General features: G+C 72.6%; 20 protein-coding genes. 3 read left to right on the top strand and 17 right to left on the bottom strand.

Annotation, left to right across the window (positions count from 1 at the left end):
- The first annotated feature begins 21 nt into the window (after nt 1-21).
- From BN344_RS05770 to BN344_RS05760, 3 genes are all read left to right on the top strand, one after another.
- On the top strand, nt 22-1,248 hold the full coding sequence (locus tag BN344_RS05770; protein ID WP_040337326.1) for a hypothetical protein: 1,227 nt from the start codon (nt 22-24) through the stop codon (nt 1,246-1,248).
- Nucleotides 1,245-1,679, top strand: coding sequence for a hypothetical protein (locus tag BN344_RS05765; RefSeq protein WP_040337325.1), 435 nt, complete (start codon nt 1,245-1,247; stop codon nt 1,677-1,679). The genes BN344_RS05770 and BN344_RS05765 overlap by 4 nt, the downstream gene beginning before the upstream one ends.
- Nucleotides 1,680-1,945: 266 nt before the next feature.
- A complete protein-coding gene (locus tag BN344_RS05760) occupies nt 1,946-3,241 on the top strand; it encodes a PhoH family protein (protein WP_040337324.1) in 1,296 nt (431 codons plus the stop codon).
- Between the two features lie 89 nt (nt 3,242-3,330).
- On the opposite strand, the gene BN344_RS05755 is transcribed toward BN344_RS05760, so the two are convergent.
- From BN344_RS05755 to BN344_RS20160, 17 genes are all read right to left on the bottom strand, one after another.
- A complete protein-coding gene (locus BN344_RS05755; RefSeq protein ID WP_155858764.1) occupies nt 3,331-3,594 on the bottom strand; it encodes a hypothetical protein in 264 nt (87 codons plus the stop codon).
- Nucleotides 3,591-6,371 carry a hypothetical protein gene (locus BN344_RS05750; protein ID WP_155858763.1) on the bottom strand — a complete coding sequence of 927 codons (2,781 nt, stop codon included), beginning with the start codon at nt 6,369-6,371 and terminating at the stop codon, nt 3,591-3,593. Before BN344_RS05750 ends, BN344_RS05755 begins: the two co-directional genes overlap by 4 nt.
- A 94-nt stretch (nt 6,372-6,465) precedes the next feature.
- The gene (gene flhA, locus BN344_RS05745) at nt 6,466-8,502 is read right to left on the bottom strand and encodes a flagellar biosynthesis protein FlhA (protein ID WP_040338011.1); all 2,037 of its coding nucleotides are present in this window, start codon (nt 8,500-8,502) and stop codon (nt 6,466-6,468) included.
- Nucleotides 8,503-8,669: 167 nt separating this feature from the next.
- Complete coding sequence (locus BN344_RS05740) at nt 8,670-9,836, bottom strand: EscU/YscU/HrcU family type III secretion system export apparatus switch protein (protein ID WP_040337322.1); 1,167 nt, start codon at nt 9,834-9,836, stop codon at nt 8,670-8,672.
- A gap of 16 nt (nt 9,837-9,852) precedes the next feature.
- Entirely contained in the window at nt 9,853-10,617 is a 765-nt protein-coding gene (gene fliR, locus BN344_RS05735) for a flagellar biosynthetic protein FliR (protein ID WP_040337321.1), read from the bottom strand.
- A gap of 3 nt (nt 10,618-10,620) precedes the next feature.
- Entirely contained in the window at nt 10,621-10,896 is a 276-nt protein-coding gene (fliQ, locus tag BN344_RS05730) for a flagellar biosynthesis protein FliQ (RefSeq protein ID WP_040337320.1), read from the bottom strand.
- 2 nt (nt 10,897-10,898) lie between these two features.
- Complete coding sequence (gene fliP, locus BN344_RS05725) at nt 10,899-11,756, bottom strand: flagellar type III secretion system pore protein FliP (RefSeq protein WP_040337319.1); 858 nt, start codon at nt 11,754-11,756, stop codon at nt 10,899-10,901.
- Entirely contained in the window at nt 11,753-12,211 is a 459-nt protein-coding gene (locus BN344_RS05720; protein WP_040337318.1) for a FliO/MopB family protein, read from the bottom strand. Before BN344_RS05720 ends, fliP begins: the two co-directional genes overlap by 4 nt.
- A complete protein-coding gene (gene fliN, locus BN344_RS05715) occupies nt 12,208-12,951 on the bottom strand; it encodes a flagellar motor switch protein FliN (RefSeq protein WP_040337317.1) in 744 nt (247 codons plus the stop codon). The genes BN344_RS05720 and fliN overlap by 4 nt, the downstream gene beginning before the upstream one ends.
- A complete protein-coding gene (locus tag BN344_RS05710) occupies nt 12,948-13,931 on the bottom strand; it encodes a flagellar motor switch protein FliM (RefSeq protein ID WP_040337316.1) in 984 nt (327 codons plus the stop codon). Before BN344_RS05710 ends, fliN begins: the two co-directional genes overlap by 4 nt.
- Before the next feature lie 155 nt (nt 13,932-14,086).
- Nucleotides 14,087-14,548, bottom strand: a complete 462-nt coding sequence (locus tag BN344_RS05705) for a flagellar basal body-associated FliL family protein (protein ID WP_040337315.1) — start codon at nt 14,546-14,548, stop codon at nt 14,087-14,089.
- Nucleotides 14,545-15,447, bottom strand: coding sequence for an OmpA/MotB family protein (locus BN344_RS05700; protein WP_040337314.1), 903 nt, complete (start codon nt 15,445-15,447; stop codon nt 14,545-14,547). The genes BN344_RS05705 and BN344_RS05700 overlap by 4 nt, the downstream gene beginning before the upstream one ends.
- Nucleotides 15,444-16,214: a flagellar motor protein gene (locus BN344_RS05695; RefSeq protein ID WP_040337313.1), complete on the bottom strand. Its 771-nt coding sequence runs from the start codon at nt 16,212-16,214 to the stop codon at nt 15,444-15,446. The genes BN344_RS05700 and BN344_RS05695 overlap by 4 nt, the downstream gene beginning before the upstream one ends.
- 3 nt (nt 16,215-16,217) lie before the next feature.
- Nucleotides 16,218-16,502, bottom strand: a complete 285-nt coding sequence (locus BN344_RS05690; protein WP_040337312.1) for a flagellar FlbD family protein — start codon at nt 16,500-16,502, stop codon at nt 16,218-16,220.
- A gap of 214 nt (nt 16,503-16,716) precedes the next feature.
- Complete coding sequence (locus BN344_RS05685) at nt 16,717-17,985, bottom strand: flagellar hook protein FlgE (protein ID WP_040337311.1); 1,269 nt, start codon at nt 17,983-17,985, stop codon at nt 16,717-16,719.
- A gap of 37 nt (nt 17,986-18,022) precedes the next feature.
- The gene (locus BN344_RS05680) at nt 18,023-18,481 is read right to left on the bottom strand and encodes a flagellar hook assembly protein FlgD (RefSeq protein ID WP_040337310.1); all 459 of its coding nucleotides are present in this window, start codon (nt 18,479-18,481) and stop codon (nt 18,023-18,025) included.
- Between the two features lie 16 nt (nt 18,482-18,497).
- A partial coding sequence (locus tag BN344_RS20160; RefSeq protein ID WP_166518191.1) for a flagellar hook-length control protein FliK occupies nt 18,498-19,257 on the bottom strand: 760 nt, incomplete at its 5' end.

The following is a 19,257-nucleotide window of genomic DNA, read 5'->3' as shown; positions in this document are numbered from 1 at the left end:
GGCGGCTGGAAGACTGCCCGCATGAGCGCCGGAGCCCTCGACCTGCCGGGGGAGTACGTGCGGCTGGGGCTGCGCTTCGACCGGCTGGAACCGGGGTTCGTCGACGCCTACACCGGAGACCCGCGGGTCCGGGCGCAGGTCGCCGACGAGCCGGCCCCGAGCCCGCAGCAGCTGCGGAACCGCGCCCGCGACCTGCTCCGCGAGCTCGACGGCGCCGGGCTCGCCGCCGACCGGGCCGACTTCCTGAGGGGCCAGCTCACCGGGCTGGAGTGCAGCGCCCGCAAGCTGGGCGGCGAGCCGGTCGGCTTCGTGGAGGAGGTCCGCAGCTACTTCCAGGTGGACGTGGAGCTGGGCGACGAGGCCGGCTACGCCGCGGCGCACGCCGAGCTGGACGCGCTGCTGCCCGGCGGCGGGTCGCTGGCCGAGCGGTACGACGCGCACCGACGTCGCGAGGAGTGCCCGCCCGACCGGCTCGAGGCCGCGGTGCACGCCCTGTCCAGCGCGCTGCGCGACCGGGCGCGGACACAGTACGGGCTGCCCGAGGTCGAGACCGTCCGCTACGAGGTGGTCACCGACAAGCCGTGGTCGGGCTTCAACTACTACGAGGGCGACTACCGCTCGCGGGTGGCGATCAACGCCGACCTGCCGCACCGGCTCTCCCAGCTGGCCCACCTGGTCGCCCACGAGTCCTATCCGGGCCACCACACCGAGCACTGCCGCAAGGAGCGCGGGCTGGTCGAGCGGGCCGGCCGCGCGGAGCACACCGTCTTCCTCGTCAACACCCCCGAGTGCCTCATGGCCGAGGGGCTGGCCGACCTCGGCGTCGAGGCCGCGATCGGCGACGGATGGGGCCCGTGGTCGGCCGAGATCCTGGGCGATCTCGGCCTGCGCTTCGACGGGCACCTCGCGGAGCGGGTCGCCGCCGCTGCGGCGCCGCTGAACCGGGTGCGCCAGGACGCGGCGATCCTGCTCCACGACCGCGGCGCCGACGTCGACGAGGTGGCCGCGTTCCTGCAGCGCTGGTCCCTGGTCAGCGCGGAGCGGGCCCGCCAGCAGATCCGGTTCCTGACCGACCCGCTGTGGCGGGCCTACATCTCCACCTACGTCGAGGGCTTCGGGCTGCTGTCGCGGTGGCTGGGCGCGCGCCCGGCCGGGCAGTCGGCCGCCGACCGCTTCCTCCGCCTGCTCGACGAGCCGCTGACGCCGGCCGCCGTCACCGTCGAGCTCGCGGCCGCCGGGACGCCGTGAGCCGCCGCGACCCGCGACGGGCGCGGGTGCTCGGCGTGTGGACGGCGTCCTGGCTCGCCGCCTTCCTCCTCGCCGGGGTGCTCCGGCTCGGCGACCTGGCGGTGCAGTGGCCGGTGCTCGCCGTCCCGCTGCTGTGGGCGCTGATCGCCCTGCGCCCCCGTCGACGGCCGGCCTGGGAGGAGGTCCGGGACGACGACCCGGACGAATCCTGGGACGGGGACGCCTGGGACGAGGACTCCTGGGACGGGGACGCGTGGGACGGGGACGCCTGGGACGAGGACGCCGAGCGGTGGCCTCCCGAGGACCGGTATCCCGAGGACCGGTATCCCGGCGTGCTGCCGCGACCCGAGGACCGCACCGACACCGTGGAGCGGCCGGCGGTCCGCCGCCCGTTCCGCGACGACCGCTGGGACGGACCCCACCGCGGCTGAACGCGGCTGCTCGCTGTGCGTGACGGACGGGGTGGATGTGACCCCAACAGGTGAACGTTGTGTTCCGTCCGGGGTGGTCGTGGCGCTTTCGTCGGTGGCCCGATCTAGCGTCCGCTGTGAACGACCCGGAGTTGCCCGGGCCGTTCACGGGAGGCCCGGTTGGTGCTGACGAGTTCGTCGACCAGGGGGGCCGGAACCCGGCCTCCGCGCCGGGGCCCGGCCGCCATCGAGTCGGGGCGCGCTGTGCGCCCCACGGGAGTCGACACGTGAACACTCGCCGCACGTTTGTCCTCGACACCTCCGTCCTGCTCTCGGACCCCGGCGCGCTGCTGCGCTTCGGGGCCTCCGACGTGGTGCTCCCGCTCGTCGTCATCGGGGAGCTGGAGGACAAGCGAGACCACCCCGAACTGGGCTGGTTCGCCCGCCAGTCGTTGCGCATGCTCGACGATCTGCGGGTCCGGCACGGCCGGCTCGACGCACCGGTCCCCATCGGTGAGGACGGCGGCACGCTGCACGTCGAGCTGAACCACAGCGACCCGTCGGTGCTGCCGGCCGGCTTCCGCAACGACAGCAACGACTCGCGGATCATGGTGGTCGCCCTCAACCTGCGCGCCGAGGGCCGGGACGTCTGCCTGATCACCAAGGACGTCCCGCTGCGGGTCAAGGCCGCCGCGGTGGGCCTGGACACCGACGAGTACCGCGTGCACGACGCCGTCGACACCGGGTGGACCGGCACGGCCGAGGTCGCCGTCGACGACGCCGAACTCGACGAGCTGTACGAGAGCGGTCAGGTCTTCCTCGCGGCAGCGGCGGAGCTGCCGACGCACACCGGACTGGTGCTGCTCTCCTCGCGTGGCTCCGCCCTCGGGAGGGTGCTGCCGGACAAGCACGTGCGGCTGGTGCGCGGTGACCGGGAGGCGTTCGGCCTGCACGGCCGCTCGGCGGAGCAGCGGGTGGCGCTGGACCTGCTCCTCGACCCCGACATCGGCATCGTCTCGCTGGGCGGCCGGGCCGGCACCGGCAAGTCCGCGCTGGCGCTGTGCGCCGGGCTGGAGTCGGTGATGGAGCGACGGGCGCACAAGAAGGTCGTCATCTTCCGGCCGCTGTACGCCGTCGGCGGGCAGGAGCTCGGCTACCTGCCCGGCAACGAGGGCGACAAGATGTCGCCGTGGGCGCAGGCGGTCTACGACACGCTCGGCGCGCTCGTCTCGCCCGCCGTGCTCGACGAGATCGCCGACCGCGGGCTCATCGAGGTGCTGCCCCTCACCCACATCCGCGGCCGGTCCCTGCACGACTCGTTCGTGATCGTCGACGAGGCGCAGTCGCTCGAGCGCGGGGTGCTGCTCACCGTGCTGTCACGGCTGGGTGCGGGCTCCCGGGTGGTCCTCACCCACGACGTCGCCCAGCGCGACAACCTTCGGGTGGGCCGGCACGACGGCATCGCGGCGGTGGTCGAGAACCTCAAGGGGCACCCGCTGTTCGCCCACGTCACGCTGACCCGGTCCGAGCGGTCCCCGATCGCCGCGCTGGTCACCGAGATGCTGGAGGACCTCCCGCTCTGAGTGCTGGCGCCCCCAGGTGCTTCTCCTGCTCCCGGGGTCCTGCAGGACCCCGGGAGCAGGAGAACCGCCTCGCGAACGGAGACGGCGGGTTACGGGGCGGACGACTCGGCGTCGTCCGTGGCGGACTCGTGAGCGACGTCGTCGCGGTGTGCCCGGGTGGCAGCGGCGCGGGCCGGCGTCCGCGGGGTGGTCGCGAACCTCAGCATCGCCACCACGGCCCACCCCGCCGCGAGGCACCAGGGCAGGCGGAGGGTCACTTCCTCGGCGGTGAAGTCGCCGCGCAGGCCGAGTGCGAGCACCGGCAGAGCCAGCACGAAGCCGACCAGCAGCACGTCCCAGCGCAGCGGGCTCATGCCGGTGCGGTCTCCAGCCGCTCGCAGAGGACCGAGGCCCAGCGGTGGGGAGTGGCCCGGACGCCGTCGACGACGGCGACCGGCGCGGTGAGGCGGGAGAGCACAGCGGCCGGGTCGGCCGACAGGTCGGTGTCCTGCACGATCAGCGCGTCGACACGGGCCAGGCCGTCGACCCAGTGCTCGATGTCCTCGGGCTTGCGGGTGGCCTCCACGACGGCCCAGACGGCCACCGGCGACCAGATCGCCAGCATCTGCGACATCCAGTAGGCGTCGGTGCGCAGCGGCGCGTCCACGGCCACGATCGTCACGGTCCCGGAGGCCGACGCGTCCTGGCGACGGCTCAGCGCCGTGTCGATGGTGCTCATCCGGCTGGACTCCGGCGCGAGGCCCACCAGGTCGCCGCGGGTCGCCCACTGCACGCGGTCCGGGTCGAGCCGCAGGGTCGCGGCCAGGGACCGCGCCGCCCGCAGGGTCTCGACGCCGGGCCCCACCACGAAGAGGACGTCGCCGGCGCCGGTCGGGAGCTCCGGTGCCTCCGGCAGCCGGTCACCGAGCGTCCGGGTGAGCGCGGAGTAGGTGCCGCCGGTGCTGACGTCGGCCGTGAACCCGGAGTCGAGCAGGTCGGCCGGCACCCCGAGGGCGGCGAGCCGGGACACCACCTCCTCCGGCGTGCTCGGCGGAGCGATGCGCACACGCGCCGGCCGGGCCGGGACGGCGGGCGGCTCCGGCGAGCCGAAGAGGCTGGTGGCGTCGTCCTCGATCAGCTCGGCCAGATCGGCGAGCTCGGGCATGTCCGGCGTCTCCGGCGTGGCCATCAGCGGGGCGACGGGCAGCCGGGTCACCGTGGCCAGCAGCTCCGGTGCGGGGCGCGCGGGGGAGGGGACGTCGGCGCCGTCGGCCGGCGGTGCGGCCGGCGTACGGGTCGCGGAGGACGGCGGGGGGACGGGCGGGCGGGAGGTGCGCGGCGGAACCGGGGGCAGCCCGCGGCCCCGGGACGGCGCCCCGGGCAGCAGGGACAGCGGCGGCATGACCGTCGTGGCGTCCATCGACATCGACGGTCGCGGCGTCTGGACGGGGGCCGGGTCACTGGCGGTCCGCGCGAGCAGCGGCGCCGGCTCGACGTCGAGGGCGGCGGCCTCCTCGGTGGCTTCGGCGACGGAGACCTCGGCCTCGACCTCGGCCTGGACCCCGGCCTCGATCTCGGCGTCGATCTCGGCCTCGATCTCGACCTCGATCTCGACCTCGGTCGGCACCTCGGGCTGGTCGGGCTCCGCCTCGGGCTGCGCCTCGCCCCAGATGCGCGCGCCCTGGGACGCCGGGGTCACGTCGGCGCTCGTGCTGAGGGCCGCGGTCGTCGCGGCGGAGGGCTCGCCCCAGAGCGACACCCCGGCCGACGAGGGCGCAGCGGGCGCCACCGACGGGAAGAGCTCGAAGGGCGCCTCGACCACGGCACGGGCGGGCAGCTCGGGCATCGGCCGGGCGGACGGCTCGACGGGAGTGGGTGCGGCGACGGACGCCGCGGCCGACCCGGTAGCCGTCACCGGGGGCGCCGGCGTCTCGGCGGCCGGCTCCTCCACCACGGGAGCCGGCTCGTCGGCGGCCGAGGGCTCGACCAGCGCGGCCTGCGGGGAGTCGCCGGCGACGACCTTGCGCAGGATCCCGGCGAGCGCCTCGTCCGAGTGCCCCTCGGCCAGGGCGGCCCGCAGCACCTCGGCGATCGCCTCCTCGCGGGACGCGGCCGGCTCGGTCGCGGCCGCCTGCTCCACGGCGACGGCCGGCTCGCCGGCGCGGGCGGGTTCGGCCGGCTCGACCGCGACCTCGTCCGGGATCGGCATCTCGTCCAGGAACACAGGCTCGTCCAGGAGCGGCGACTCGTCCAGGAACGGCATCTCGTCCAGGAACACAGACTCGTCCAGGAACGGCGGTTCGTCCAGGAACGCCGGCTCGGCGGTCCAGGAGTCGAGTTCCGTGCGCTCGTCGATCGACGTGGAGGGCGGCGCGATGACCTGGTCTCCCACCGTTTCCTCCTTCTGGCGGGTCGCACGCGACCACACCGCTGGCTGACTCGTTGCCTCGTGCTCGGGCCGGACGCGCTCGGCCCCGCAGTCGTCCTCGCCGTCGTCCTCGCCGGAGCGCGCCGCGTCGGACGTCTCCAGCGCTTCCCGCACCGCGTGCTGGACGTCCCGGTCGCCGGCCACCATCCGCGCCAGCGCGGCGGTGAACGGCGAGGGTGCCGCCGTGGCCGCGGCGTCGTCGACGACGTCCCCGGTGTGGTCGGCGGCCGGATGGGCGAGCGGGGTGCTCTCGCGGGTGGCCCGCGGGAAGCTGGCCCGCGCCACGGGGGTGCGGGAGGGGGCCGCGGGCTCGGCCGCGGCGGACTCGGCGACGCCCAGCAGCCCGGCGAGCTCGTCCAGGCGGGCATCGTCCGGCTCGACGGCGGCCGGTCGGGTCGCCGTCCGCCGGGACGCGTCCGTGGACGCCGCGAGAGCTGCGGAGAACGACGAGGGCGCCTCGCTGCGCGGTGCGGGCACGGCCGGCGCGCTCGACCGTCCGGCCTCGGCCCACGCCGCGGCCCCGTTGCGGGCCGGTGCGGTGCGCGCCCGGGCCGGTGCGGCCGAGGCCAGCGGCGATCCGAAGGCGGCCAGCGAGCCGGTGTCGGGGTCCTCCGTCAGCGCGCCGGCCGGACGGGCGGGAGCAGGTACCGGCACGCCCGCGACGCCGATCGGGTCGGGCGCGACCTCGGCGACGTAGCGCTCGGTGGCGAAGAACCCGAGCACGCCACCGGAGCGGACGCGTCGGACGCCCACCACCCGGGCGGCCGGGCCGAACTGTTCGCGTGCAGCCGCGATCGCATCGTCGCGGGTGGCAGCCTCAACGGATCGCAACGGCACCGCTCACAACTCCCAGCGACTCGATCTGCGCTGTCCGGGAGACCTCGGCGTAGGAGATCACCGGAAGCCGGGGAAGGATCTGACGCATCAGCCGGGCCAGGGCCGCCCGGACCTGGGGCGAGCACACGAGCACCGGTGACAGGCCCTGGCGTTCGGCCTCCTCGAGCAGACCGCCGCACCCCATGACCAGCGCGTCGACGGCGCCGGCGTCCAGGGCCAGGACCGCCCCACCCTCGCTCGGCCGCACCGACTCCAGGAGACGCTGCTCGAAGCCGGGCTCGAGGGTGAAGACGTGCAGTCGCTCGTCGGGCGTCACGTACGGGTGACTGATCGCCGAGCCGAGTGCGGCGCGTGCGGCCTCCACGAGGCCGTCCAGCTCCGTCGACTGCTTCGCACGCACAGAGAGTGCCTCGAAGATGCGGACCAGGTCCCGGATCGACACACCCTCTTCGAGCAACGCGTGCAACACGCGTTGCACCTCCCCCAGGGTGAGCAGGGTGGGGGTCAGTTCCTCGACCACGACGGGGTGCGAGCGGCGGACCATCTCGACCAGGAGGCGCACGTCCTCGCGGCCGAGGAGGTCCGCGGCGTTCTGCCGGACGACCTCGGCCAGGTGCGTGGTGATCACCGAGGAGCGGTCGACGACGGTGGCGCCGGCCATCTCCGCGGCGCGCTGGAGCTCGACCGGCACCCACTTGGCGGCGAGCCCGAACACCGGCTCGCGGGTGGGCTTGCCGGGCAGGCCGTCCAGGTTGTCGCCGATGGCGAGCACGGTGCCGGCGGGGGAGATGCCCTTGGCAGCGGGCACGCCGTTGAGCCAGATGACGTACTGCGAGCCGGGGAGGTCGAGGTTGTCGCGGGTGCGCACCAGCGGGATGACCAGGCCGGTCTCCATCGCGACCTTCCGTCGCAGCGCCTTGACCCGGTCCAGCAGGTCGCCGCCACGGGAGGTGTCGACGAGCTCCACCAGGTCGTAGGCGACCTCGAGCTCCAGCGGGTCCACCCGCATCTTCTCGACGATCGCCTCGGGGGAGTCCGGCGCCGGCTCGTCGGCAGCCGCGGCGGCCGCTGCCGCCGCCGCCTCGTCGACCTCCGGCTCGTCGGTGAGCCGGGTGGCGAGGAAGAGGAAGAGCGAGCCCACGAGCAGGAACGGCAGCTTCGGCAGGCCCGGGAGCAGGCACAGGGCGAGCGAGGCGCCGCCGGCGATCCGCACCGGCTGCTTGAACCGGCCGAGCTGGGCGATCAGGTCGGTGCCCATGTCGCCCTCGGTCGCCGACCGGGTGACGATGATGCCGGTCGCCGTCGACATCAGCAGGGCCGGGATCATCGAGACCAGGCCGTCCCCGACGCTCAGCAGCGAGTACGTCGACACCGCCTCGCCGGGCGGCATGCCGCGCTGCATCATGCCGATCGCGAACCCACCGATGAGGTTGATCAGCGTGATGACGATGCCGGCGATCGCGTCGCCCTTGACGAACTTCGAGGCGCCGTCCATCGAGCCGTAGAAGTCCGCTTCGGCGGTGACCTCGTGGCGGCGCTTGCGGGCCTGGTCCTCGTTGATCAGGCCGGCGTTCAGGTCGGCGTCGATCGCCATCTGCTTGCCGGGCATGGCGTCGAGGGTGAAGCGCGCGCCCACCTCGGCGACGCGGCCGGCACCGTTGGTGATCACCACGAACTGCACGATGGTGAGGATCAGGAAGATCACCAGGCCGACGACGAGCGAGCCGGCGATGACGATGTGCCCGAATGCCTCGATCACCTTGCCGGCGTAGCCGTCGGTGAGCACGAGCCGGGTCGACGAGACGTTGAGCGCCAGCCGGAACAGCGTCGCGATGAGCAGCAGCGAGGGGAACACCGCGAAGTCCAGCGGCTTCTTGATCTGCATCGCGACCAGCAGGATCAGCAGCGAGACGGCGAGGTTCAGCCCGAGGAACAGGTCCATGAAGGCAGCCGGCACCGGCACCACCAGCATGAGCACGATGGCGACCACGCCGATGGGGACGGCTGCCTTGCCCATGCCCTTCACCGGTCCACGACCGGGGATGCGGACGACGGACGGGTGCTCACGTCTCCCTACATCGGCAGCCCGCGGCACCTCCGGTACCGGCCCGCGCCGTCGTCCTCCCTGACCGTGCAGCGTCCTCCCTCACCGCGCACCACGTGGGAGGACGCTCGACGATCAGGTCACCTGATCCCGGCCGCCTCCGGGGCGGGTGTGCGGCGGCGGCCGGCCTTGGGCAGGTCGCTCGTGTCGGGTGCCTCGAACCCGGGGCGGTGCAGACCGCCGCGCACGCCGCGCGCACCCAGGTGCATGACGAAGGCCAGGACGCGGGCCACGGCGGTGAACAGCTGCGGCGGGACCTCCTGACCGAGCTCGCAGGAGGCGTGCAGGGCACGGGCCAGCGGGATGTCCTGCACCATCGGCACCCGCGCCTCCGCGGCGATCTCGCGGAGCTTGGCCGCCACCTCGCCGGCGCCCTTGGCCACGACCCGTGGCGCGCCCTTGGCGGCCTCGTACTTCAGCGCCACGGCGACGTGCGTCGGGTTGACCAGGAGGACGTCGGCCTCGGAGACCTCGGCCATCATGCGGTTGCGCGACATGGACAGCTGCACCCCGCGGCGGTGCGCCTTCATGAACGGGTCGCCCTCGGACTGCTTGTACTCCTGCTTGATCTCGTAGTGGCTCATCTTGAGCTGCTTCAACATCTTCTTGCGCACGACGAGGTAGTCGAGGACGGCGATGACCAGGCCGGCGACCGCGACGACGCGGAACATCAGGATGGCCGAGTCGACGAACGTGTCGATGACCGCCGAGAGCGGTAGCGCCCCCGCCGAGGAGACGAGCGTCTGCGCCCGGTCGCTGGTCGTGATGACGACCACCGCGAGAGCCGTCGTCTTGATCAGCGCCTTGGTCGCCTCCCACAGGCCCTGGGTGCCGAACATCCGCTTGAAGCCGGGGAAGGGGTTGAACTTCTTCAGCTTCGGCTTCATGGCCTTGCCGGAGAAGACGACCCCGCCCTGCGACGCCGACGAGACGACGCCGACGACCATGAGGCCCAGCGCCAGCGGCAGCACCGTCCACATGAAAGCACTCAGCGCCTGACCGAGCAGGGCGGTGATCTTCGTGGTCTCCGGCTTGTCGGCGACCGCGCGGATCTGCAGGAACAGCTCCTGGGCCTCGTCGAACCCGTTCCCGACGACCATCGGCAGCAGGGCACTGGCCGCCGCGATGCCCGCCCACGTGCCCAGCTCCTCGGTCCGTGCGATCCCCTGCCCGTCCTTGCGCGCCTTCTTCAGGCGCTGGGGAGTGGGCTTCTCGGTCTTCTCACCACCGGGACCGTCCTTAGCCACCCGTCACCGCCATCGCTCAGCCGCTCCGGAGAGAGGTCATGGCCTGGACGCCGTGCTCGAGCAGGGCGTCCAGCGCGGGCGGGAGCAGCGGGAACGTCAGCCCCAGCATGATCAGCGTCAGCATGATCTTCACCGGGAAGCCGATGGCGAAGATGTTGAGCGCGGGTGCCGCGCGGCTGAGCAGGGCGAGGGCGACGTCGGCCAGCAGCAGCACCGCGACCATCGGCCCGGCGATCTGCAGCGCCGCCAGGAACATCATCGACACCGCCTGGATGAGCACGGCGCCGAGCTGGTCGACGGGCACGTCGCCGCCGACCGGCAGGCCCTCGTAGGAGGTCGCGAACCCCTTGACCATCAGCAGGTGGCCGCCGCTGGTGAACAGCAGCGTGCTGGCCAGCAGGTAGTGCAGCCGCCCGATCGAGGAGTTCTGCGTCATCGACAGCGGGTCGTAGGCCGGCTGGAGCGCGAAGCCACCGGTCAGGTCGATGAGGTCACCGGCCATCTGCACGGCGGTGAACAGCACCTGGACGACGAAGCCCAGTGCCGCCCCGATCACCACCTCGGTGACCGCCGCGACGACGATGAACCCGGCGGTCGGCTCGGGCAGCGAGGGCGCGATCTGGGTCGACAGCAGCAGGGACAGCGCCATCGCCAGGGCGCCCTTGACCGGCCCGGGGATGGTCCGCGAGTTGAACGGCGGGGCCAGCAGCACGAACCCGGCGGCCCGGGCGGTGCCGAGCAGCAGTGCGACCAGGGTGACGGCGGGGACCGAGAGGTCCATGGCTCAGGTCCGGTCGAGCAGTCGCGGTAGCTGGTCGAACAGGTGGTGGGTGAAGTCCACCAGCGACGCCAGGACCCAGTTCCCGGTGACGAGCAGGGCGATCGCGACGGCGATCATCTTGGGCACGAAGGACAGGGTCGCTTCCTGGATCTGCGTGGCCGCCTGGAACAGCGAGATCAGGAAGCCCACGGCGAGCGCGGTGAGCAGGATCGGGGCGGCGACCTTGGCCGCCAGCAGCATGGTCTCGAGCGCGATCTCGGTGACGTCTGCGTCGCTCATGCCTAGCCACCCCCGTAGGAGCCGACGAGCGCCGTGGTGATCAGCGACCAGCCGTCGACCACGACGAACAGCAGGAGCTTGAACGGCAGCGACACGATCGTGGGCGGCATCATCATCATGCCCATCGACATCAGCGAGGCGCTGACGAGCATGTCGAGCACCAGGAACGGGATGAAGACGACCAGCCCGATGATGAAGGCGCTCTTGAGCTCGGAGAGCACGAAGGCCGGGACGAGCGTGGTCATGCTGACCGCGGCGGCGTCGGCGGGGGCCTCCTCGCCGGACAGGCCGATCATCAGCCTGAGCTCGTCCTCGCGGGTGTTGCTGAGCAGGAACTCCCGCAGCGGCACGACGCCGGCGTCGTAGGCCTGGGAGACCGACAGCGCGCCGTCCATGTAGGGCTGGACCGCCACCTCGTTGATGTCGCCGAACACCGGCCCCATCACGAACAGCGTCAGGAACAGCGCCAGGCCGGTGAGCACCTGGTTCGGCGGGGAGGTCGGCAGCCCGAGGGCGTTCCGGGTGATGCCGAGGACGACGATGATCTTGGTGAACGACGTCGCCAGCAGGAGCACCGACGGCGCCACCGACAGCACGGTGATCGCGAGGATCAGCGTGATCGACGTGCTGGCCGATCCGCCGCCGATGGAGATGTCCACGCCACCGTCGGCTCCGCCCACGGCACCGGGCACCACCGGAGCGGTCGGCGCCACGGGCGCCGTGGGATCGGTGGGGACCGCGGCGGCGGGGCCGGCGGCCACGATCGCGGCGAGACCCGCCAGCACGGTGAGCAGCAGGACGACGGTCGCGCGCCACCGGATCGCCGATGCCGGCGACCTCCGCTGGAGCAGGGCGGTCATGACCGGCGGACCGTCCGCTCGCGCAGCTCGTGGACCAGGTTGCCCCAGCCGTCGCGGTCGAGGACCGATCCGGCGAGCGCGGGGGAGGCCGACCGTCCGGAAGAGAGGTGCGGCTCGTCGTACGCGTCGTACGCGGCGTACTGCTCGTGCTCGTCCTGGGGTGCGGCGGCCGGCCGGCGGACCGGCGGTTCCTCGCCCATCGCGTGGGCGACGCTCTCGGCGTCCACCTCGGCGAGGAGCGTGACCTGCTCCTCGGTGGCGCCGACGACGAGGACGACGTCGGCGATGCGGACGACGTTCACCGTGCTGGTCCGGCCGAGGCGCTGGCGGCTGACGATCTCGATGAGGTCGTTGCCCCGGCCCAGGCCCCGCTTCTTCGCCAGCCGCGCTGCGAACAGCAGCACCGCGGCGACGAACGCCAGGGACAGGATCAGCCGGATGACCATCCACGTCATGCGCTGACCCCCAGTTCGGCGGCGTCGCTGACGATCTCGCTGATCCGCAGGCCGAAGTCCTCGTCGACGACGACGACCTCGCCGCGGGCGATCAGGGTGCCGTTGACCAGGAGGTCGGCCGGTGCGCTGGCGGCGCGGTCCAGTTCCACGACCTCGCCGGGGTGCAGCGACAGCAGCTCCTGCACCGTCATCCGGGTGCGCCCGATCTCCACGGTGACCTCCATGGCCACGTGGCGCAGCAGGTCGAGGCTGCCGCTCTGGGCGCGGGCGGCCGGCAGGTTCACCTGCAGCGCGAAGGTGGCCTGGTGCTCGCCGTCGGCCATGAGCGGTACGGCCACGAACATGCCCTTGTCCCGCAGCCCGTCCAGGGCCGCCACCGGCTCCTCGACCCGCTCGGAGGCCACGCGCACCCGGCCGAGGGTGGCCGCGGCGGCCTCCAGTGCCGGACGCAGCGCCGCGGCGACGTCCATCTTGCCGACGGGGGAGTTGTTCAGCGCCTCGACGACGTCGGCGGAGAGCACGAGGACGACGTCGCCACTGACCTCGCCCGAGAGGCCGGCGGTCACCGCCGAGGCGGCCGACGGCGGGAGCGGGACGGTGTCGGGATCGCTGACCGGGGCGCCGGCGACCAGCTGGGTCGTCGCGGGGACCAGCGTGGCCGCGGCGCGCGCCGCCGCGACCACGACGGCGGTCACGGTCTGCGAGTCCTGGGTGCTGTCAGCGGTGCGGGGCGCAGTCATGCGGTGTCCTTCACGGCGGCTTGCGGGGTGGGGACGACGGTGGCGGCCAGACGGCGCCGGTGGTTGCTGGCGATCGCGTAGGCGAAGGTGACGTCGTTGGTCGTCACCTCCAGGGGGCTGTCGGGCGGGTGGCGCAGCAGGAGGACGTCGCCGACGGCCAGGGAGAGCAGGTCGGCCGAGGACACCGTGAGCGGCGCGAACCGCACGCTGACGTCGACCGGCACGAGGTTGAGCCGGGCGGCGAGCGCCTCGGCGGCCTTCTTGCGCTTGCGCAGTGCGGACTCCGACAGCTGCGGCGAGGCGGCGTTGTTCAGCGACTGGGCGAACGAGGAGAACGGCAGGACGAGCGTCGCCTCGCCCTCGCGGCTGCCCACGGCCATCGAGAAGCTCGCGACCATGACGGTGTCGGAACCGGAGGCGGCCTGCGCGAGCTGCGGGTTGTACTCGAAGCCGGTCATCGCCGGCTGGAGCTCGGTGATGTGGGCGAAGGCGGCGGCGAACTCGGTGAGCAGCCGGTCCAGGAGATGGGTGGAGATGGTGGTCTCCATCGCCGTCATCGGCCGGTTCGGCTGGGCGGCGGCGCCGGAGCCGCCGAGCAGGTGGTCGACGATCGCCATCGCGATGTCCAGCGGATAGGCCAGCAGGCCCTTGCCGGCCAGCGGCTCGAGGGTGAACGTCGTGATGAAGACCGGGTCGGGCAGCGTCTGGACGTAATCGTCGTAGGAGAACTGCTCGATGCTGGCTAGTTCCAGGCGGGCGCCGGCCCGGAGGAACGTGGTGAGGATCGTCGTCGCCTGGCGGGCGAAGGCCTCCTGCGCGATCTGCAGGACCCGGACGTGCTCGCGGGAGAGCTTCGTCGGGCGGCGGAAGTCGTACGTGCGGGGCTCACCCCGTCGGCTCCGGGAGCCGCTGACCGGTGAGCCCGCCGGAGGCTGGGCGGCCGCCGCGCGGGGGGCCGGGCCGGTCTCAGGGGTGGTCACCCCTCACTCATCGGCGGAGGGGGCCGGGACCCTGACCGGGGCTCTGCGGGCCGCCGGTCAGGCGGGAGAACTGTGACGGATGGTGCGGGGGGCGTCGCGGCGTGACCGGGTCGGAACCGTCGGCCGGCCCCTCGGCGGGGCCGGCCGACGCCGGCTCACTGGGTGACGTACTCGGTGTAGTAGATGCCCATCACCATCGGGACGCCGTCCTCGGTGTACTTCTCGATGATCTTCTGCTCCAGCGCTGCCTTGAGGGCGTCGCGGGCGCCGGTCACGTCGGCCGGGTTGGCCTGCGAGAACGTGGAGATGATCGCGTCGTAGGCCTTGGCGCCGTCGACACCTCCTCCGCCGTGGCCGCCTCCCGCGGCAGCCGCGGTGTAGTCCAGGGTGATGCCGATCTTCAGGTAGCCGCCCCCGGCCAGGTTGACCGCGATGGGCTCGAGCGCCGTGTAGCCACCGTGCTGGGGGGCCGCGGCCTCGGCGTCGCCACCGGAGAACAGGAAGAAGTACGCCGCCCCGGCGACGGCCAGCACGGCCATGCCGATGATCAGCATCGTCTTGTTCTTGCCCTTGGGGGCGGCGTCGTCGTCGGTCTCGGTCTTCTTGTCGGTGCTCATGGCGTGGCCTCCTGTTGTGCTGCGGCGATGCCCGGCAGCAGGGCGTTGGCCTCTGCCGAGGCGGTGGAGAGGACGACGACGTCGACGCGCCGGTTGACGCTGATCGACGTGGGGTCGGCCTCCGGCACGAGCGGCTGGGTGGAGCTGTAGGCAGCGGCGTAGATGCGCGCCTCGGGGACGCCCTCACCGTTCAGGGCCCGCAGCACGGTGGTGGCGCGGGTCGCGGACAGTTCCCAGTTCGACGGCCAGGGGCCGGGGCGGGTGACCGGCAGGTGGTTGGCGTGGCCCTCGACGCGCAGGGCGTTGGGCAGTTGGATCAGCGTGGGGGCGACCGCGGCGAGGATGGCGCGGCCCTCGGGCCGCAGGGCCGCTTCCTCGGCGTCGAAGAGGACGGCATCGGCGACGATGTGCACCACGAGGCCGCGTTCGTCGATCTCGAAGCGGGCCGCGCCGGAGTAGCCGGCCGCGGCCAGGGCCGCCTCCAGCTTGGCCTGGGCCGCGGCCAGGTTCTCGTAGGCGGCGGCTGCCTCGTTGGCGATCCGGGAGGCGCGCTCGGCGGCCGCGGCGGCGGCCGCGGCGTCCACCTGCGCGGTGGAGACGGTGGGGTCGGGCGGGATCGCCGAGGCGATGTCGATGGCACCGGGCAGCCCGTCCAGCACCGAGCCCTCGGGGGTGGGGCCGGTGGTGACCGCGATCGGCCCGCCGAAGCTCGAGGCGAGCCCCTTGGCCAGGGCGGCGAACTTGTCCTTGTCCACCGAGCTCATCGCGTACAGGACGATGAACGTCACGAGGAGCAGCGTCACCATGTCCGCGTAGGACACCATCCACCGCTCGTGGTTCTCGTGCTCCTCCTCCTCGTGCTTCTTCGGCCGGCGGCTTCCGCCGTGGCCGGCACTCACGCGGCGTCCTTGGCCAGCTCGCTGGGCGGGACGAGGGCGTTGAGCTTCTGGCGGACCGCGCGCGGACTGGTGCCGGCCTGGATCTCGGCGATGCCCTCGACGAGCAGTTCCATCTGGGCGGCCTGGAGCTCGCTGACGCGCAGGATCTTGGCGCCCATCGGCAGGAACCAGAAGTTGGCGGCCATGACGCCCCAGAGCGTGGCGACGAACGCCGCGGCGATCATCGGGCCGATCGCCTCGGGGTCGCTCAGGTTGCCCATGACGTTCATCAGGCCCACGACGCAGCCGATGATGCCGATCGTCGGCGAGTAGCCGCCCATCGCGTTGAAGAACTTCGCGGCGACCTTGTCCTCGGACTTCTTCGCCGAGATCTCACCCTCGAGGACCGTGCGCAGCTCCTCGGGGTCGGTCCCGTCGATGCCCATCTGCAGGCCGCGCTTGAGGAACGGGTCCTCGATCGCCTTGACCTGTGCCTCGAGGGCCAGCAGGCCCTCCTTGCGCGCCTTCTCCGCGAGGCTCACCAGGGTCTGGATCTGCTGGGTGGGCGGCGCGACCTTGGCGGGGAGCAGGCCCATCTTGAACCAGAGGGGGAGCTTCTTCAGGTCGTTCATCGTCTGGCTGGCCAGGGCCGCGCCGAAGGTGGCGACGATGACGAGCACGATCGCCGGGAGGAACAGCAGCGACATCGGGTCGGCGCCCTCGAGCACCATGAAGAGGAGGAGGGCCGCCATCGAGATGACGAACCCGAGCAGGGTCACCGGGTCCATCGGTCAGCGCTCCTCTCGCACGGGGAACGGGACCACCGAGGAGCCGTCCGTGCCGGGCGTCTGCGGCCCCGGGGACCGGTACTCGCCCCGATCCATCTCGTAGCTGGTGGCGAGGATGCCGGCGCGGTACTCGAGGATGTCGCGGAGCACCTCGTCCACGGTCTCCTTGACCACGTACTTGGTGCCGTCCACCAGGAAGGCGACCGTGTCGGGGTGGCCCTCCACCCGTTCGATGAGGTCGGGGTTGAGCGCGAACTGCTCCCCGTTCAGGCGCGTCACACGGATCACGGGTCGGTCCTCTTGCTCGGGGGGCGTACATCGGAACGGGCGGAAATCGTCACTGTCACCATCGGCTCCCTGAGGTGGGCACTTGAGCCGAGCGGGACGCGGGCCGCTCACCCGGAGGGGCGAGCTCGCCGGGGTGAGGGAGCAGTCGGTGCGGGAGGCCCGCGCTCTCCGGGACTTCCGGTGCGGGAAGTCCCGGAGAGCGGCGGGCCGGCTATCAGCGCTTCAGGTTGACCAGGTCCTGGAGGAGCTCGTCGGAGGCGGTGATCACGCGGCTGTTCGCCTGGAAGCCGCGCTGGGCGACGATCAGGCTGGTGAACTCTTCGGAGAGGTCGACGTTCGACATCTCCAGCGCACCGGAGGAGAGGATGCCGCGGCCACCGGTGCCGGCCACGCCGATCACCGGCTCCCCGGAGTTCTCGCCCACGCGGAAGGAGGAGTTGCCCGCCTTCTGCAGGCCGCTGGGGTTGTTGAAGGCCCCCATGGCCAGCTGGCCGAGGTTCTGCCGGAGCCCGTTGGAGTAGGTGCCGATGATCGTGCCGTCGTTGGTCAGCTCGAAGCCCTGCAGCGAGCCCATCGCGTAGCCGTCGACGTCGCTCGGCACGACCTCGCTCTTCCCGCCGAACTGGCTGATCGAGGACAGGTCGATCCGGACCGGCCCCGGCCAGCTGGCCATGGCCGGGTCGAAGCTGATCGGTCCGGTCGGCGACAGCATGGCGCCGTTGTCGTCGAACACGATCACGCCGCCGTAGGGGTCGCCGTTCTCGTCCAGCATGGCGAGGGTCGGCATCGGCGTGGTGGGATCGCCGTCGTCGTCACCGTTGGTGACCGACAGCTGCCAGGTGTTGTCGGCGGTCTTGACGAACGTGTACGCCACCTCCTGACGGACACCCATCTGGTCGAACATCTTCACCGGCGTCTGCACGAAGGCGCCGACGTCGGCGTCGGTGTTCAGGTTGCCGTCGAGGGCGGAGGCAGCCGTGGCGGTGGGCCGCACCTGGGCGCCGTACGGGACCGTCAGGTCGGTGATCGGGCCGTTGGGGTTGACCACGCCGGTGAGCGGGTCGGCCTGCCAGCCCTGCAGGATGCTGCCGTCCGGCGTCACCAGCCGGCCGCTGGCGTCGAAGTCGAACGAACCGGCGCGGGTGTAGAGCTGCTCGCCGCCGGGACCACGGGTGACGAAGAAACCGTCGCCCTCGATCATGAAGTCGGTCGACCGGCCGGTGGACTGCGCGGCGCCGTTGGTCCAGTTGGTGGTGATCGCGGCCAGCTTCACGCCGAGACCCACCTGGGCCGGGTTCGTGCCGCCACGGTCGGCAGCGGGAGCGCCGCCGGCCCGGACGACCTGGGACAGCGTGTCCTGGAAGACGGTCGAGCTGCTCTTGAAGCCGACCGTGTTGACGTTGGCGATGTTGTTGCCGGTGACGTCCATCTTGGTCTGGTGCGCCTTGAGGCCGGAGATGGCCGAGAACATGGAGCGGAGCATGCGGAGGATCTCCTCGCGTGTCGGGGGAAGGTGGGGATCAGGACGCCGCGGAGGAGCTCGTCCCTGAGCTCGGCGTGGGAAGGGAGACGGCGGTGATGCGCCCGACCTGCACGTCCTTGCCGTCGACGACGGCGACGGCCTCGGACTTGCCGGAGGCGAGGCGGACGGAGGAGACGACGCCGGTGACCGACGCGCCGTTGGTGTCGGTGTAGGTGACCTGGCGGCCCACCATGGCGCCGGCCGTCGCGTGCTCCTGGAGGATCAGCGAGGTGGCGCTGTACTTGGCCATCTCCTCGAGCTTCTCCACCTGGGCGAAGGTCGCGGTCTGGGCCATCATCTGGTTGGTGTCGGCAGGGTTGGCCGGGTCCTGGTACCGCATCTGGGCCACGAGGAGCTTGAGGAACGTGTCCTTGTTCATCTGATCCTTGCGCTCGACCTGCTGGGTCGCCGAAAAACTGGCGGCCGGGGCCGGGGATCCGCTGACTGCGTCAGGCATGGGTTCGCTCTCCTTCTCAGACGCGGACGTCCACGCCCGAGGACGCGGCTCGGGTGGTGGGAACGGTTGCGCTGTTCCCGGTATCGGCAGAGCGCAGCCAGGGTCGTGACCGTCCGTCGCCCTGCTCCTGCTGGCCGGGTCGCTGCCCGGCGTGCTGCTGCGCCTGCTGCTCGGCTCCGTGCCGGGCCAGCCAGGAGCCGCCGGCCTCGCGGTCGACGGCCAGGCGCGACGTGGTCAGGCCGGCGGCCTCGAGGTCGCGGCGCAGGTCGGGCAGCGCGTCGAGCAGGGCGGCCCGTCCGTGCTCGTTCGCCCCCCGCAGGAGGAGGTCGACCGTGCCCTTGGTGACCGTCACCGAGACCTCGACCGGGCCGAGGGTCTCGGGGGTGAGCACGAGCGTCATCGTGTGCGAGCCGTCGGGGGCGCCCCGCAGGACGGCGACCTGCTGCGCCACCTGCCCGGCGACCGGCAGGGCCGCCGCGGTACCGGTGGCGCTCTGGACGGCGGTCGTCGCGGTCGGGGCGGCCGCCGGGGCCGCCGCGGCGGCGGTGGAGACGGTCGGTTCTGCGCCGTCGGCAGCCGGAGCCGGAGCCGGTGCAGGGGCGGAGGTGCCCGTGCCGGCGCCCTGGTCGGCGCCGCCCGATCCGGCCGACGGCGCACCGCCCGTACCCGTCGGGGCGGTCGCGGGCGCGCCTCCCGGAGCGGTGGAGGCCGACGGGTCGGTGGCCGGTGTCGAGGGGCCCGGTGTCGAGGGGCCCGTGGTCCCGGCGGGCTGCGGC

The sequence above is a fragment of the Candidatus Blastococcus massiliensis AP3 genome (assembly GCF_000582785.1).
Lineage (GTDB): Bacteria > Actinomycetota > Actinomycetes > Mycobacteriales > Geodermatophilaceae > Blastococcus > Blastococcus massiliensis.
The sequence above is the reverse complement of the archived record's forward strand: the minus strand, read 5'-3'. Positions and strand labels throughout refer to the sequence as shown.